A 16244-nucleotide genomic window follows, 5' to 3' on the forward strand; every position below is an offset into this window, starting at 1 on the left:
ATCATCATTGAAAAGGATTTTGTGCCCATGAAAAAACAAAGTAGCAAACTCAGTCTCCAGTATGCGGGTTATTTGGCAGTTGCCAAGACTCGTGCCAAAGTACTCAAAGCCGTCTCTTATGTGATACCTATCAGAAGACCAATGCTGTTCGTTGGTGAGTCTGCTTGTGACGAGCTATGTGACATGCTCATCAATGAAGGCAATACCAATGTGTTTATCGTCACTGATGCCGTACTAAACAAGCTGGGAATACCTGCCAAAATCACCGATTATCTCGACGCAAAAAACATCAGTTACCATGTCTATGATGGTATCACGCCAGATCCTACTTTTAGCGTCGTTGAAGAAGGACTTCGCCAATCGATAGCCGCCAATTGCGATTCTATTATCGCCATTGGTGGCGGTTCAGTGATTGATGCGGCCAAAATGATCGCCATGTCTCAAGGCAATAAGTGCAAACCTCAGCAACTGATCGGTATTCTCAAAGCAAGAAAGCCTGCGACTCCTTTATACTGCGTACCAACGACGGCTGGTACAGGCTCAGAGGCCACGCTTGGTGCAGTAGTGTCCGATGACAAGACACACCAAAAAGCATTGTCTATCGATCCAAGAATGGTACCGTTAGCGGCAGCAATTGACCCTGTGATCATGAAAGGTATGCCAGCGCACATCACAGCGGATACTGGTATTGACGTACTGACTCATGCATTAGAGGCATGGATGAGCGCCAATGCAAGTGTGGAAACAGACTACTATGCAGCCTCTGCTGTCAAATCTGTCATGCACTATCTGCCACTGGTGTATAAAGACGGCGGCAATCTAAAAGCAAGAGAGGAGATGGGTGTAGCAGCGCATTACGGTGGTATCGCCTTTAACAAAGCAGGTCTAGGTTATGTGCATGCCATCGCTCACCAATTAGGGGCGTATTATAGTATTCCTCATGGCCGCGCTAATGCTATCGTCTTGCCTTACGTGCTTGATGTCAATCGTAAAGGAAGTAAAAAACGACTAGCGGCACTGGCAAAGAGAACCGGTATGGTGCAGGATGGTCAAGCTGGTAATGGCGACAGCGAAATAGCAGATCATCTTGTTGCACAAGTCAGAGGTTTGATTGCAGATTTAAACATTGATCCGACGGTTGGTGGCATGCAAACCAGCGATTTTGATAGTATTGCAAAAGCCGCTGCAAAAGAAGTTAGCGACACCTATGCCGTCCCAACCTATCTCTCCGCATCTGAAATCAAAGAAATATTAACGAAGATTAAGCAGGCAAGTGACGAGCATTCTAATAAGGATACTCAAAAAGCATCATAATCTTCTGTTTGTATGGACAGACTTACGATAAATAAAAGCCCATCACTATTTTGAGGATGGGCTTTTTCATTACACTAAAGGTAATAGAGTTTTTTAAAACGTCTGCTTTGACTTTATATGTTGTCCATAATCTTCACATGCTAGCTATACTAAAATGAATGATAACCGTCATTTCATCGTTTAATTTATCTTGTGATTACACTCAGTTGATAAAAATTATCTTAATAAATTGTAAATATGTAACAATGCAGGAATGTTGCGGTGACACATATGCATTACGATGATTAAATGATATTAAGTATTAAATGAGATTGCCCTTAGGAGAGCATTATGAGTCGTATATTATCCTCTAGAGTAGCAGCTATCGTTGTCATGGCAAGCAGTGTATTTTATGCAGGCTGTGCCTCCACTGAAAGCAATACTACTGTAAAAAATGCAATGGCACCGAACCCTTATGCACCTACAACCCCTGGATTGGCAGTGGCGACAGTGGCTGGCGGGTGTTTTTGGTGTGTTGAAGCAGGTTATGAGAAAATACCGGGTGTAGTAGAAGTGGTTTCTGGCTACACTGGTGGCAACACTGAAAACCCGACCTATAAAGAGGTGTCAGCAGGTGGTACTGGTCATACAGAAGCTGCACAAGTATATTATGATCCCAAGAAAATTACTTATAACGGTATTGTGCAAGCTTTATGGCGCATCGCAGATCCCACTGATGACAAGGGTCAGTATGTAGACCGAGGCACGCAGTATCGTCCCGCTATTTTTTACAACAATGCTCAAGAAAAACAGATAGCAGAAGCTGCCAAGCAATCACTGCAAGATTCGGGGGTGTACAAAAAGCCAGTTGTGATAGAAATCGTTCCTGCCAGTGCCTTCTATCCGGCAGAAGAGTATCATCAAGATTATTACAAAAAGAATCCGCTACGCTATAAGGCATATACGTTCAATTCGGGTCGCTACCAATTTATCGAGAGCGTCTATGGTAAAAATTATGAGCTTGACTTCAGTCAATTCAAACCTACTGCTGATAGTGCACAGCAAACGGTCGCGAGCAAAATGCCTATCGCAAGTGCCAAGGCAGGTTCTGGCTTTAATCCAGATACGTTTGTCAAGCCATCACAAGATGAGCTAAAAAAATCGCTCAGTGATATTCAGTATAAAGTCACTCAAAAAGAAGGCACCGAGCGCGCTTTTGATAATGAATACTGGGACAATAAAGCACCTGGATTATATGTTGACGTTGTATCAGGTGAGCCGCTGTATTCTTCTCGTGATCAATACAAGTCTGGAACAGGCTGGCCGAGCTTTACCCGTCCATTGAATGCTAACTTGGTTGTAGAAAAGCCAGATAGAGGAATATTTGGGACTCGCACTGAAATCCGCAGTGTTTATGCAGATTCACACGTGGGGCATGTATTTGATGACGGTCCAGCACCAACAGGTAAACGTTACTGCATGAATTCTGCGGCAATGCGCTTTATTCCACTGGCGCAAATGGAAGCTGAAGGTTATGGCAATTGGGTAGATGATGTAAAACCAGCTGCTTAATACTAATCTATTAGTACAAAAAAATGCTCACTATTGTCTGAATCGCATAGTGAGCATTTTTTTGCCTAATACAACATCTTTGCTATTTAGTAATAAAACGTGTTCTTTTGAAGTATTTTTTATAATATACTTACTAAAATGTATAATTTTAGTTAACTTTTAAAAGTTAGATTTCTTGGTTTCCAAACCCTAAAAAAACTTTAGAGGACATAAGCGATGTTGAAAAATTCACAGAATTCTGTTGTAACTACAACCGTAGTTACTTCTGCTTGCAAAGAAGATCATAGAGCCGGTAAAAAGGCATCTTATCTAGCAATCAGTATGCTGGCACTTAGTGGTCTATCTGTGACAACAGAGTCTGCATTAGCAGTAGACCCTAATGATGTAGAACAGTGTTTTTATTTCAATAATAGTTCAGCCTGTGATCTACTTGAGGGCCAGTCACCTTTTGGAGGTAAAGGCGACCAAGGTATTCAGGGCATTCAAGGTGCTACTGGTGCTACTGGTGCCAAAGGTGACAAGGGCGATCAAGGCGAAACTGGTCCGACAGGCGCTCAGGGTTTGACTGGTGCTACTGGCGCCAAAGGTGATAAAGGCGACATCGGTCTGACTGGTGCTACTGGTGCCAAAGGTGACAAGGGTGATCAAGGCGAAACTGGTCTGACAGGCGCTCAGGGTTTGACTGGTGCTACTGGCGCTAAGGGTAACCAAGGCGACATCGGTCTGACTGGCGCTAAAGGTGAGCAAGGTATCCAAGGTTTGACGGGTGCTCAGGGCGTGAAAGGCGATACTGGCGCTAAGGGTGATAAAGGCGACATCGGTCTGACTGGCGCTAAAGGAGATACAGGCGCTCAAGGCTTACAGGGTGAGATTGGTGCCAAAGGTGAAATTGGCGCTAAGGGTGATGCTGGATTAAATGGCGCAAAAGGCGACCAAGGTATTCAAGGCGAAACTGGTCTGACTGGTGCTCAGGGCGTGAAAGGTGATACTGGCGCTAAGGGTGACAAAGGCGACATCGGTCTGACTGGCGCTAAAGGTGAGCAAGGTATCCAAGGTGAAACTGGTCTGACTGGTGCTCAGGGCGTGAAAGGCGATACTGGCGCTAAGGGTGATGCTGGATTAAATGGCGCAAAAGGCGAGCAAGGTATTCAAGGTGACACTGGTCTGACGGGTGCTCAAGGCATGAAAGGCGAAACTGGTGACATCGGTCTGACAGGTGTTAAAGGTGAGCAAGGTATCCAAGGTGAAACTGGTCTGACTGGTGCTCAGGGCGTGAAAGGCGATACTGGCGCTAAGGGTGATACAGGCGAAGCAGGTAAGGATGCTAATATCAATGTCGCTATACAGACCTCTAATAGTACAACTACACCAGCCCAAGCGACAGGCAAAGATGCCATTGCGATAGGTAATGGCGCAGTAGCTGAAGGCAGCCAATCTATTAGTATCGGTGTAGGTAATTTGGTAACAGGTAAAAACTCTGGCGCGATTGGTGATCCAAGCACAGTCAGCGGTTCAGGCAGCTATAGCTTTGGGAATAATAATACTGTAACTGGCAATAACACGGTCGTTTTAGGAAATGGCATTAGTACTGCAGTCAACAACGCAGTCGTTGTTGGAAGTGATTCAACATCAACCCGTGATAACACAGTGTCAGTTGGCGCAGCAGGTAGTGAGCGTCAGGTGATCAATGTGGCTGATGGCACACAGAATACAGATGCAGCCAATATTAGACAGTTGAATACCGCAAAAATCAATGCTGTAACCGAATCTAACACCTATACTGATAACAAATATGATGTTTTGAATAGCAGCTTTCAAAGCTATTCTAACGGTGTAAATCGTCGAGTTGATGATGTGGAAAAAACTGCAAATAGTGGTGTAGCGATCTCTTTAGCGACACAGCAGGCTATTCCCAATCTCAGCCCAGGCAATGTGGCTGTGTTTGGCGGCATGGGTCATTATGAAGGACAAAGCGCTGTTGCTATTGGCGCTGCCACTATGTTAGATAATGGTCGAACATCAGTCAGCGGTGCATTTGGTTTTGCTGATTCAAGATTTGGTGGACGAGTAGGTGTATCTTACATATTTGGCCAATAAGATTTTTTGATTAATTTATATAAATTAAATCTTCGCCCATATATAACACCCAAATAAAAAGGACGCTACGGCGTCCTTTTTATTTTGTTGCTATTTACAATAGCCTAAACAGTTAACTACAACTTAAAATGCCGGCTGGCGCTTTGGAACCGCACCCAAAAACTCATTACGCGCTTGATTGTTGTGTGTGTATTCACCTAGCATCGCTGTACTGCGTGTGGTTGAATGTTGTTTATTCACACCGCGCATCATCATACACATATGTGACGCATCCATGACCACAGCGACGCCGCGGCAACCCGTTACATCCATAATCGTTTGGGCGATCTGCTCACTTAGGTTTTCTTGTATTTGCAGACGACGGGCAAACATATCGACAATACGGGCAAACTTCGACAGACCCAGTACTTGTCCATCTGGCAGATAGCCAATATGAGCGACACCATGGAACGGCAACATGTGATGCTCGCATAATGAATAAAACTCAACATTTTGCACCAGTACTAGTTCACGATTGGCTGATGGAAAAACAGCATCATTGACCACTTCTTCTAGACTTTGATGATAGCCTTGGGTCAAATGAGCAAATGCTTTTGCAGCACGAACTGGTGTGTCTAATAAACCAGGGCGTTCTAAGTCTTCGCCAGTAGAAGCAATCAACTGACGATAAGATTCGGTACTTTCTTTATAATCTGTGGTTATTATAGGGGTCTTACTCATAAGTTTGGCAGCCATCCAAAATGTGGGTGTAGCTTAACGTTGAATCCCATTGAATCCGGATTCTTATAAAAATTGTGCAAGCTGGGAAGGGCTGTGATTATACTTGAAATCTGCTCAACTTCATACTGCTGTGGCAAGCCGCTGCGTGTTTAATCAATACATAGGGGTCAAACATGCAATCAGATGAATCATAGTGACTATATTTTGGTATGAGCTTATTAGAATGACAGCAGCCTTATACAGTTTACGACTGTTTACTTAAATTAATTCGTGTATAATAACTCATCTTTTCATCTGTACTATTCATTATTCTAAATCTTCTAATTACTCTAAATAAATTCTTATTCTAAATAATCTTTATCGATTCAAAAGGAAATATTATGCTATTGCAAGGGCAAAGATTCGTCGTAACTGGCATCGCAAGTAAGCTTTCTATCGCATGGGCAATCGCAGAAGCGCTACACCGTGAAGGAGCCTCGTTGATCCTGACTTATCCGAACGATAAAATCAAAAAACGCGTGGACATGGCTGCCGAAAAATTCGAAGCAGATTTGGTGTTAGAATGTGATGTCGCCTCTGATGACTCGATTGCTGCTTGTTTTGAGCAAGTTGCGGCTCATTGGGGTGATGGTATTGATGGCGTGGTACATGCGATTGGTTTTGCACCAATGGATCAGCTAGACGGTGATTTTGTCAATGCCACTACTCGTGAAGGTAGCCACATTGCGCATGATATCTCAAGCTATAGCTTTGTGGCCTTAGCCAAAGCGGCTCGTGAATTATTAGCGATGCGTCATGGCTCTATGCTAACTTTGACTTATGAAGGCAGTATTTCAGTATTGCCAAACTACAATGTCATGGGTATGGCAAAAGCCAGTCTAGAAGCGAGCGTACGTTATCTAGCGACATCTATGGGCGGCGAAGGTATCCGTGTTAATGCCATCTCAGCCGGTCCTATTCGTACGCTTGCTGCTAGCGGTATCAAATCATTCCGTAAAATGCTCGATATCAGCGAAAAGATCGCACCATTGCAGCGCAATATTACTCAAACAGAAGTTGGTAATGCTGCATTATTCCTGCTATCTCCTTGGGCATCTGGTATCACAGGTGAGATTATGTTTGTTGATGCAGGTTTTAATACCGTTGCCATCAGCGAGCAGTTAATGATGCTTGATGAACCTGCAAAATAATAATGGTTATAAATGATTCGTTTGATGATAGAAAAGGCAGCCAATAGGCTGCCTTTTCTGGTTATACTAGGAGTCTTTTTGGCTACGTGCTTTTTTAGCGATGCGCCTTTTTAGCTACGTGCCTTTGGACGAGGGATATGATCACCAAGTTACCAAAGTGGATACTATGGGGCGGAGCGGTACTGGCGTTCAGTGCTGGTTGTGTGAATACGACTGCGTTGATGGGTTTTGCCAATTTATCAGTGTCGCACGTTACTGGCAATGTCAGTTTGTTTGCAGCGGCTATCGCGCACTCAGACGCGCGTAGTATTTTATATATTGGCACCTTGTTGCTGTCTTTTTTAGCAGGCGCTATACTGAGCGGGTTTGTCATTGGGCAAACATCATTGAAGCTTGGCCGCCGTTATGGACGCGCGCTATATCTAGAAGCCGCATTATTGTTGATTAGCTACTGGTTATACCAGCAACATGATTACTTAGGGCAATTAGCAGCAGCGATGGCCTGTGGATTGCAAAATGCGATGGTCGCAACTTATAGTGGGGCGGTCATTCGTACGACTCATTTAACAGGGCTGACGTCGGATATGGGGGCTGCAATCGGTAATTGGCTTGCTGGTCGATCTATTAGTAAACCAACCTTAGGGTTTCAAGCCATTATCTGGTATTGCTTTTGCGGTGGTAGTGCAGTAGGTGCTTACTTATTTGCCAAAGTCAGCTATGAGGCTTTGTTTGTTCCCATCACAATTGTTTTGACAGCAGCCTTTGTATACAACTATGCCTCAGATCATCTCCCAGAAGTTAGAGAACCAAAAAAGGAAAGGCATTTATCATGATGATAAACGCCGATCGTTTTTATTATTAAGCCTTTGAAAGCTTGTTTAGGTATAAAATAGCAGGATACTAAAGCAGCAAGCTATCTTTGAATTTACTCTTTATGATCTTCGTGCTCGTGCATTCCTTGCATCATATCTAGCATGGAATCATCAGTACGCTGTTGGTCTTCTTTGGCCAGACTATCTTGGTTGATGTCTTTTGGTGCCATCTTAGTCGTTGCATCGATTTTATTTGAGTCTGTCATAAGCTACTCCAGTATATTTTTATTCGATTTCCATTATATTCTTCGATTCTACTATAAGTGTCGTAACCAAACCTTTTGAACACTTGTTTTGGTATATGATTTTCACTTAACTTATTTAGTATGGGATATCGCCGATACTTTGTACAGATGCGTTATGGGTTTGTTTAGTGACTATGTGTAAGCATTACTTTAAGCACAGGAATTTATAGTCACATAAAGCCAAAGGTCGTCGATATCATTGTCATTATCGATACAAAAGTATTATATTTGAGCCATTTTTTATTCCGATAGTCATTTTTAGGCATAACGATACAGGGCATACTCATACGCAACCTGTGTCTTTATATTTGAGTTTCCACACTGTCTTTGGATCAATAAGGACATTTTATGTCAGAGCAAAAATTAGATAGCCATCTTCCTAACGATGGCAATGAGTATTTATTTACCGATACCTTTCCAAAAGGCACAGGTAAAGGACTGATCGTTGTCGCAATTGCAGCGATTATCGCGATGATTATTTACAATGTATTGCCATTCGATATCAATGCCAATAAAGGTTTGGCAGTATTGTTCTTTATTGGGGTACTGTGGCTTACAGAAGCATTGCATGTAACGATCACCGCATTGCTTGTGGTCGTAATTGGCGCATTGGTTGGTATACCGGATTTCGATGCCGAGATTGGTCTGCAAAGCTTTGCCAATCCCACTATTTATTTGTTCTTTGGTGGGTTTGCCCTAGCAGCTGCCTTACATGTGCAGCAGCTAGATAAAAAAATAGCATTGAAGATATTATCGATGTCTGGTGGGAATCTAGGCAGAGCGGTATTTTTGATATTTGGTGTGACTGCATTCTTGTCCATGTGGATATCGAACACCGCGACGGCAGCGATGATGTTACCGTTGGCATTGGGTATTTTGACGCAAGTTGACCGTGAAAAAGATCGCGGTACCTTTGTGTTTGTACTACTGGGTATCGCTTATTCCGCCAGTCTTGGCGGTCTAGGTACTATCGTGGGTTCTCCGCCCAATGCCATTGCCGCAAAGGCACTCGATATTGCCTTTGTAGACTGGATGAAGTTTGGTATCCCAATGATGCTGGTGCTATTGCCCTTGCTGTTGGGCGCGATGTACTTGTTCTTAAAACCCAATCTCAATCGTAAAATTGTACTCGTTGAAGATGAACCAATCGCTTGGAACAAACCGCGTGTAGTGACCATCATCGTCTTTGTCATTACTGCGTTAAGCTGGATTTTTTCTAAACAGATAGGTGCCGCTTTTGATATTACAGACACAGATGCGATCGTTGCCTTGTCTGCTGCAGCGGCAGTTGTCAGCTTAGGATTGGTGTCTTGGAAACAAGTCTCAGACAATACTGATTGGGGCGTGCTTATGCTGTTCGGTGGCGGTATTGCACTGTCCACGATTTTGAAAGTTTCCGGCGCATCCTTGGTACTGGGTGAGACTGTGGCCAATGCATTGTCCTCTGCCCCGATCATCGTTGTGATGCTGGCCGTTTCAGCCTTTATTATCTTCTTGACGGAGTTTGCCTCTAATACGGCCTCGGCTGCACTATTAGTACCAGTATTTGCCGCTATTGCCGAGCAGATGGGTCTACCGCATGAAGTGCTGGTCTTAATCATTGGTATTGGTGCGTCGTGTGCCTTTATGCTGCCTGTTGCGACCCCGCCAAATGCGATTGTATTTGGTACAGGACTCATCAAGCAAACGGAGATGATTCGTACAGGTATCATATTAAATATTATCGCAACCATTGTTGTTGGATTATGGGCGTACTTTTTCTTGATATAATCCAGTAGCCAATATAAATATATGTATTCATAGAAAATCAAACCCGATGTTTAAGAATGACTTAAACATCGGGTTTTTTTGTTTCTTATTACGCATAATATCTGTATAAAATAGCTATGGTTTGAGCTTGTACGGTCGTGAGCAGCAATTGTGCTAGCATTGCTTTTACATAGTGATGGCGGTTGGCTGTAGCAGAAAATTATAAGTTAGCACCCACAACTAACGTCATATTATTAAATGGATTTGATCGCATGACACCATATTTATTAAAAATAGCCATTTTTGTTATTTTGGGCATTATCGGCGTACTGGCTGTGCTGATAGCGCGATACTGGGAACCTGATCGTACGGTGTCTGAGCTAAAAAAATGGCAATTACCCAATAGCGAATTTATAGACATACAAGGTATGCAGGCACATGTGGTGCAGTCAGGTAAATGTCATTCGAATCATAGCAATGTGCCAATCGAAAAGGCGATTGATGCTAATATACCATCAGTTGAAACGATTGTTCTGTTACATGGCACGTCGGCAAGCTTGCATACGTGGAAGGGTTGGACAAAGGCACTGTCTGATCAATACTGTGTCGTGAGCATGGATTTGCCAGGATTTGGTTTGACAGGCCCTTATACAGACCAGAGCACAACATATAGTAGCGAAAATTATGCGGCGTTTGTCATTGAAGTGCTCAATCATTTGAACTTAGATCGTGTCACGCTAGCCGGTAATTCACTAGGGGGTAAGATTGCTTGGCGTACGGCAGCGTTGTACCCTGAACGTGTAGGGCGGCTCATATTGGTGGACGCAGTTGGCTATCCTGCAACGCCAAAACATGTCCCTATTGGCTTTAAACTTGCTAGGTATCCGGCATTGGCACCGATTTTGAACCGTATCCTGCCTAGAAGCGTTGTCAAAAAAAGCGTCTTAAGTGTGTATGCAGAGGATAGTAAAGTTGATGAGGCTTTGGTTGATAGATATTATGAATTGACACTGCGCCAAGGTAACCGGCAAGCTTTGAGTCGCCGTTTGAATGAGACTGATGATGAGAGCGATCAAGCGCAAATAAAGCAGTTAGCTCTACCGACTTTGATCTTATGGGGCGCAAAAGATGATCTTATTCTTGTAGAAAACGCAGCATTATTTCATAAAGACATACCTAACAGCCAACTTAAGGTGTTTGATGATTTGGGACATGTGCCACACGAAGAAGATCCTGTGGCAACGGTTAATATTGTGCAGCAGTTTTTGCTGGATAACCCGATGAGTGGTTAAAAAATAGACTTAAAAGTGCTTTGATAAATTAACAATGGTGGTGACTAAAGTCATTTAGAAGGTAATGTTTTATGCTAACACTATATATGGTTCAGCTTGGGGGTCGTCCCAAGGGTCGTTTGATTGAGCAGCACGATATATTCTTTGGTGTTGCCAATCAGGTCAGCGAACTGGTAGATGATATCAATCAACATTGGCCAGAAGTAAAAAATAAATGGCACATTGATTCGTATCGAGCGATTACCAAAGTGGGTGGTTATGCCATCAAATTGATTGAATCAAGTGAGCAAGTAGAGAGTTCTGCTGATTTGAAGTTATTCTTTATCAATTTAGGCGGCTACCAGCAAGGGAGCTTTGAAGAGTTTCATTATAAGCTACTTATCGTTGCACCCAATCAAGCGGATGCCATCAAACAAGCAAAGAAAAGCGACTTTTATAAGCAGTTTACGTTTAAAGATGAAACATCACCTTTTGATGCTGCCTCACATATCGATGATAAGTTTGAAGTAGATATAGATGACATATATAACGTGAATGATCTTCTCTCAAATGTTCAGCTAGTTATTAAGCCTATCAGCGATACAGATGATTTAGTCATAGAAGACAAAGAGTACGTGGGCTATCTAAGCATTAAGAATCTGAAAAAATTGGCTTTATAATAAGTTTGTATAAATCTGATAAGCGTAGATCCATACACCTGAATTTAATATATCAATTAGGTCTATTTAGTTCAGGTGTGTTTTATAGTGTGTGATAGTCAAAACATTACGAGTGTGGAGTCAATCAGCATTCGACCAACTTGAATCACATTCAAATTACCCCCATAATCTAAACACTTCTACATAATAAATAGCCTAAGTAAATATGTCCAATAATTCTGAGAATGAACTAAAAATGCCTAGTGAAAGCAGCGTTGAAGAAATAAATAAGACAACAAATTCAGATGACAGCCATTCGAATAATAAGTCCAGCGATGATAAAACTCCTGTTCAGCCTAGCATTGCCTCTGATTTACCGGTACTTGCCAAAGACAGCTACTATTTAAGCCGTCTTGAGCGAGAGCTGGCACGTACCGCTGTGTCCAAAAACAAAAAATCTGACCATGATGCTAAACAGAAAATTAATCAAGACGATGTGCTTGCTAAGAAACGCGCTCAATACGATAAAATAAAAACACGCTCTCAAGAGGCGGTGCAAGCACGTATCGATAGTATTCCGAGTGACTTACCTACCAAATTAAATCTTGATCTGCCGGTCAGTCAGCGCGCTGATGACTTAATTCAAGCCATTATCGATAACCAAGTCATTATCGTTGCTGGTGAGACAGGTTCTGGTAAAACGACGCAGCTGCCTAAGCTTGCGATGTTGGCAGGACGCGGTATCACTGGGCAGATAGGGCACACACAGCCAAGACGACTAGCCGCTCGCAGCGTGGCAAACCGTATTGCAGAAGAGCTAGGCGAGCCATTAGGTAATACGGTCAGTTTTAAAATTCGCTTTAATGAGCAAGGGACAGCACAATCTGTTGTAAAGCTCATGACGGATGGTATCTTACTCGCTGAGCTTGGTCATGATCGGTTTTTGAGTAAGTACGATACGATTATTATCGATGAGGCGCATGAGCGTAGTTTAAACATCGATTTTATTATGGGTTATCTTAAAAAGATGTTGCCCAAACGTCCTGATCTCAAAGTCATTATTACTTCAGCGACCCTCGATACCAAGCGCTTTAGTGAGTACTTCAGCCGTTATGACAATAAGCTCAAACGGCAAGTTCCTGCGCCTATTTTTAATGTCGAAGGGCGTAGCTTTCCGGTAGAGGTGCGCTATCGTCCGCTAACAGATGAGCCAGTGAATAGCTCAGACGATGACAGCTATGACGATTTTGAAGAGAATCTACCACGTGCAGTGGTTGCTGCGGTCGAGGAGTGTTTTAGCGATGCGCAGAATAAAGGTCATGCCGATCAAGCTGATATCCTAATATTTGCCGCAACTGAGGCGGAGATTCGTGAAACGCAAGAAGTGCTTGAGCGTCATGGCCCTCGCCATACCGAAGTGTTGCCACTGTTTGCACGGCAGACTTATGAAGAGCAGCAGCGTATATTTCAGCCATCGGGTCGGGGTCGACGCATTGTTATCGCGACCAACGTTGCTGAGACCGCATTGACCGTACCCGGTATTCGCTATGTGATTGACTTGGGTTTTGCGCGGATCTCGCGTTACTCGTATCGCTCACGCGTACAGCGCCTGCCTATCGAAGCGATTTCGCAAGCCGCTGCCAATCAGCGTAAAGGTCGCTGTGGCCGTGTTGCTCCAGGTGTTTGTATTCGACTGTATTCTGAGGAGGACTTTAGTGGTCGTCCTGAATTTACTGAGCCTGAGATTTTACGTACCAACTTAGCGTCAGTCATACTACAAATGGCCAATCTACGTTTAGGTAGCGTGGATGACTTTGAATTCATCGAGCCACCTGATAGCCGATTGGTTACTGATGGTCACAAACTGCTTGATGAGCTGGGGGCGATTACTTCTAAAAAAGACGCCACTGCTCAAGATAAAACCAATAAACCAAAAGCAAGAAAAGGGTTAGACCACTTAAGTCTCACCCGTATTGGTCAACAGATGGCACGAATGCCAATCGATCCAAGGCTGGCACGTATGCTAGTGGCTGGTTCTGATTTTGATTGTATTCGTGAGATGCTGATCGTTGTGGCCGCGCTCGCTGTACAAGACCCCCGTGAGCGTCCTGCCAATAAGCGCACGCAAGCAGATCAAAAGCATGCAATCTTCCGTCAAGATGATTCTGACTTTTTGTTCTATTTGAGTCTATGGAAAGCGCTGTTTGAAAAAGATGAAGACGGTAATAAACTGTCTGGTAATCAGCGTAAGCAATTCGCTAAGAAAAACTATTTAAGCTTTCCGCGTGTGCGAGAGTGGCATCAGACGCATCGTCAATTGGTACAGATGGTTACTGAGCTGAAGTTAACTGACGCCAATGAATCAAAAGTATCTGATCAGCGTGCCCCCAACAATGACCCAACTGCGATCGAAGACGAAGAGCTAAAAGCTGTCAAATATGCCAATTTGCATAGAGCGTTATTGACAGGTTTATTGTCCATCATTGCGCATAAGACTGAAAGCCGCGGTGAGTATTTGGCTGCGCGTCAGCAAAAAGCCAAGATATTTCCCGCCAGTACAGTGTTTAAACAGATACCATCTTGGGTCATGGCATTTGAGATGGTGGAGACTTCACAAGTCTTCATGCGTACGGTTGCCAAAATCGAACCAGAATGGATTATCTCAGCGGCAGGCGATTTACTAAAGTATCATTACTTTGAACCGCATTGGTCCAAGAAAACAGGACGAGTCAAAGCTTACGCACAGATTAGTCTATTTGGATTAATCATTATCAGTAAGCAGCTGACCAATTATGAGCAAGTAAACTTAGTTGAATCACGAGAGATATTTATCCGTGATGGATTAGTGACTGGTAACTTTGGTCGCAATGCGCCATTTCTGCAACATAACATGGATAAGGTTGCTCATGTTGAGCGCATCGAAGACAAGCTGCGTCGCCGCGACTTGTTGGTTGATGAAGAAACACTCTATCAGTTTTATGATAAGAAAATTCCTGAGCATGTTGCCAGTCGTAAAGCGTTTGAGGATTGGCGTGCAGAAGTAGAGAAGCATGATACCAAGCATCTATTCTTTACTGATGATGATGTGCTTAATAGCCAAGCACCCACCACAGGCGATTTCCCAGAAGTGTGGAAGCTGGGTGATCTAAAACTGCCGCTTCGTTATATCTTTGATCCAGCCAGCGATGATGATGGCGTGACCATACGCGTGCCGCTTGCGGCATTACCGCAGCTTGACGCGATTGAGCTGTTGTGGGGTGTGCCAGGCTGGCGCTATGAGCTGGTGCTACAGCTGCTCAAGTCATTGCCAAAAGAGATACGTCGTCAAATCGTACCGATACCGGACACCGCTGACAGCTTGTTTGATGAATTACAACCTGCTGGCGGACAAGGATTACTGAAACAGCTGTGCCAAGCGCTCAATCGTCGCGGTATTATGTCAGTGACGGTAGAGAACTTTAGCCCCTCTACAATTGACCGTTATTTGCAGCCACAAATCTGTGTGGTTGATGATAAAAACCGTATTATCGAAAAGGGTCGTGACCTACAAACCCTACAGATTCGTCATGCATCTGAGACTAGCCAAGCAGTTACTGAGCAGCAAGGTGTACATACCGAGTTCCCTGAGCATTTCGCTTTTAGCAAAAATCATCATAGCGCAGGTGTCGTCATGAAGCAGTTTGCGGCGCTCGTTGCTGATGAGGCAGGCACAGCAGTATCGATTCATCAATATACGGACGTCAATGCAGCGCTTCAAGCACATCGCATTGGGGTGTTGAGCTTAATTAAAAGCAAACTTGGCGCGAAGAAAAAGCAGCTTACTGGTCAAGTTGATAGTATATTTAAGCTGGCATTTGCACCACTTGGCGATATGGATAAACTCAAAACAATCGTCATTGATGCTGCATTAGATGCCGCTCTTGAAGAGCACTATGTCTTATTTGATCATACTGAAGATTTGCCTGAGAGCGCCGACGATATCGTAATTGGATTGAGCGAGGAGTTACCGTTTACGCCTGAAGAGTATGCCCAGACGCTCGAAGTCGTACTAAATAACTTCTTATTAACAGGTCAGAGCGTCATAAAAACACTTAAAAATGTTTATACTCGCTGGCAGCGTATTCGCCAAGGGTTGTTGATGCTAGATCGTGAGATATTCGGTGAGTCTATCGATGATGTAGAAGATCAGTTAGAAGACCTACATTTGGCAGATTTCGTCTATCAAATGGATTATAGCCATTGGCAACAGTATCCGCGTTATCTTGAAGCGCTGCAGATTCGACTAGAGCGTCTCGAGCACAACCTTGATGCCGACTTAGATGGTGTCTATGCGTTGGATGTTCACATGGAGCGACTTGGCAATCGTGCTAGTGATAAGACCATTAGTGAATATCGCTGGATGGTTGAGGAGTATCGCATTCAACTGTTTGCCCAACCGATGAAAACTCGTATGGCAGTATCACCCAAGCGTCTTAGCAAAATGTGGGATAAAATGGGTTAGAGTAGGCGGTGTTCCAAATAAAAAGGCCAGATTAGCAATCGCTCATCTGGCCTTTTTATTTGGATAATATTTTAT

Annotated in this window: 11 protein-coding genes; 9 read left to right on the forward strand and 2 right to left on the reverse strand. The window is 43.6% G+C overall.

The window, feature by feature from the left end; genetic code table 11:
* Positions 1–27: 27 nt before the first annotated feature.
* The 3 genes from IP485_RS07200 to IP485_RS07210 all read left to right on the forward strand — a co-directional run bounded on the left by IP485_RS07200 (position 28) and on the right by IP485_RS07210 (position 4962).
* On the forward strand, positions 28–1314 hold the full coding sequence (locus IP485_RS07200; RefSeq protein WP_198326652.1) for an iron-containing alcohol dehydrogenase: 1287 nt from the start codon (positions 28–30) through the stop codon (positions 1312–1314).
* Positions 1315–1644: 330 nt separating this feature from the next.
* Positions 1645–2865: a peptide-methionine (S)-S-oxide reductase MsrA gene (gene msrA / locus IP485_RS07205; RefSeq protein ID WP_198326653.1), complete on the forward strand. Its 1221-nt coding sequence runs from the start codon at positions 1645–1647 to the stop codon at positions 2863–2865.
* A 216-nt stretch (positions 2866–3081) separates the two neighbouring features.
* Positions 3082–4962 carry a YadA-like family protein gene (locus tag IP485_RS07210; protein WP_198326654.1) on the forward strand — a complete coding sequence of 627 codons (1881 nt, stop codon included), beginning with the start codon at positions 3082–3084 and terminating at the stop codon, positions 4960–4962.
* A 123-nt stretch (positions 4963–5085) separates the two neighbouring features.
* Here IP485_RS07210 and folE read toward each other — a convergent pair whose 3' ends face one another.
* Positions 5086–5682 carry a GTP cyclohydrolase I FolE gene (folE, locus tag IP485_RS07215; RefSeq protein WP_227686462.1) on the reverse strand — a complete coding sequence of 199 codons (597 nt, stop codon included), beginning with the start codon at positions 5680–5682 and terminating at the stop codon, positions 5086–5088.
* 380 nt (positions 5683–6062) lie between these two features.
* On the opposite strand from folE, the gene IP485_RS07220 reads away from it, so the two are divergent.
* Both IP485_RS07220 and IP485_RS07225 read left to right on the forward strand, forming a co-directional pair.
* Positions 6063–6872, forward strand: a complete 810-nt coding sequence (locus IP485_RS07220) for an enoyl-ACP reductase (RefSeq protein ID WP_194364320.1) — start codon at positions 6063–6065, stop codon at positions 6870–6872.
* A gap of 137 nt (positions 6873–7009) precedes the next feature.
* The gene (locus IP485_RS07225) at positions 7010–7705 is read left to right on the forward strand and encodes a YoaK family protein (RefSeq protein ID WP_198326656.1); all 696 of its coding nucleotides are present in this window, start codon (positions 7010–7012) and stop codon (positions 7703–7705) included.
* A 92-nt stretch (positions 7706–7797) separates the two neighbouring features.
* Here the strand turns inward: IP485_RS07225 and IP485_RS07230 are convergent, their stop codons facing one another.
* Positions 7798–7950 (reverse strand): hypothetical protein, encoded by a 153-nt coding sequence (locus tag IP485_RS07230; RefSeq protein WP_194364322.1) that lies wholly within the window; start codon positions 7948–7950, stop codon positions 7798–7800.
* Positions 7951–8337: 387 nt separating this feature from the next.
* On the opposite strand from IP485_RS07230, the gene IP485_RS07235 reads away from it, so the two are divergent.
* The 4 genes from IP485_RS07235 (at position 8338) to hrpA (ending at position 16169) form a co-directional block, all read left to right on the forward strand.
* Positions 8338–9759 carry an SLC13 family permease gene (locus tag IP485_RS07235; protein WP_194364323.1) on the forward strand — a complete coding sequence of 474 codons (1422 nt, stop codon included), beginning with the start codon at positions 8338–8340 and terminating at the stop codon, positions 9757–9759.
* A 251-nt stretch (positions 9760–10010) separates the two neighbouring features.
* Positions 10011–11030, forward strand: coding sequence for an alpha/beta fold hydrolase (locus IP485_RS07240; RefSeq protein ID WP_198326657.1), 1020 nt, complete (start codon positions 10011–10013; stop codon positions 11028–11030).
* Between the two features lie 71 nt (positions 11031–11101).
* Positions 11102–11689, forward strand: coding sequence for a DUF1543 domain-containing protein (locus tag IP485_RS07245; protein WP_198326658.1), 588 nt, complete (start codon positions 11102–11104; stop codon positions 11687–11689).
* A 235-nt stretch (positions 11690–11924) separates the two neighbouring features.
* Complete coding sequence (gene hrpA, locus IP485_RS07250) at positions 11925–16169, forward strand: ATP-dependent RNA helicase HrpA (protein WP_227686463.1); 4245 nt, start codon at positions 11925–11927, stop codon at positions 16167–16169.
* Positions 16170–16244 lie beyond the last annotated feature (75 nt).

It is taken from the genome of Psychrobacter sp. NG27, from assembly GCF_016106655.1.
Lineage (GTDB): Bacteria > Pseudomonadota > Gammaproteobacteria > Pseudomonadales > Moraxellaceae > Psychrobacter.

What these genes read in the sequence shown, in the direction of transcription:
- IP485_RS07200 (WP_198326652.1), top strand. Translation starts at nt 28, where the DNA reads ATGAAAAAACAAAGTAGCAAACTCAGTCTCCAGTATGCGGGTTATTTG.
- IP485_RS07230 (WP_194364322.1), bottom strand. Translation starts at nt 7,950, where the DNA reads ATGACAGACTCAAATAAAATCGATGCAACGACTAAGATGGCACCAAAA.
- IP485_RS07245 (WP_198326658.1), top strand. Translation starts at nt 11,102, where the DNA reads ATGCTAACACTATATATGGTTCAGCTTGGGGGTCGTCCCAAGGGTCGT.
- IP485_RS07220 (WP_194364320.1), top strand. Translation starts at nt 6,063, where the DNA reads ATGCTATTGCAAGGGCAAAGATTCGTCGTAACTGGCATCGCAAGTAAG.
- IP485_RS07210 (WP_198326654.1), top strand. Translation starts at nt 3,082, where the DNA reads ATGTTGAAAAATTCACAGAATTCTGTTGTAACTACAACCGTAGTTACT.
- hrpA (WP_227686463.1), top strand. Translation starts at nt 11,925, where the DNA reads ATGCCTAGTGAAAGCAGCGTTGAAGAAATAAATAAGACAACAAATTCA.
- IP485_RS07225 (WP_198326656.1), top strand. Translation starts at nt 7,010, where the DNA reads ATGATCACCAAGTTACCAAAGTGGATACTATGGGGCGGAGCGGTACTG.
- msrA (WP_198326653.1), top strand. Translation starts at nt 1,645, where the DNA reads ATGAGTCGTATATTATCCTCTAGAGTAGCAGCTATCGTTGTCATGGCA.
- folE (WP_227686462.1), bottom strand. Translation starts at nt 5,682, where the DNA reads ATGAGTAAGACCCCTATAATAACCACAGATTATAAAGAAAGTACCGAA.
- IP485_RS07240 (WP_198326657.1), top strand. Translation starts at nt 10,011, where the DNA reads ATGACACCATATTTATTAAAAATAGCCATTTTTGTTATTTTGGGCATT.
- IP485_RS07235 (WP_194364323.1), top strand. Translation starts at nt 8,338, where the DNA reads ATGTCAGAGCAAAAATTAGATAGCCATCTTCCTAACGATGGCAATGAG.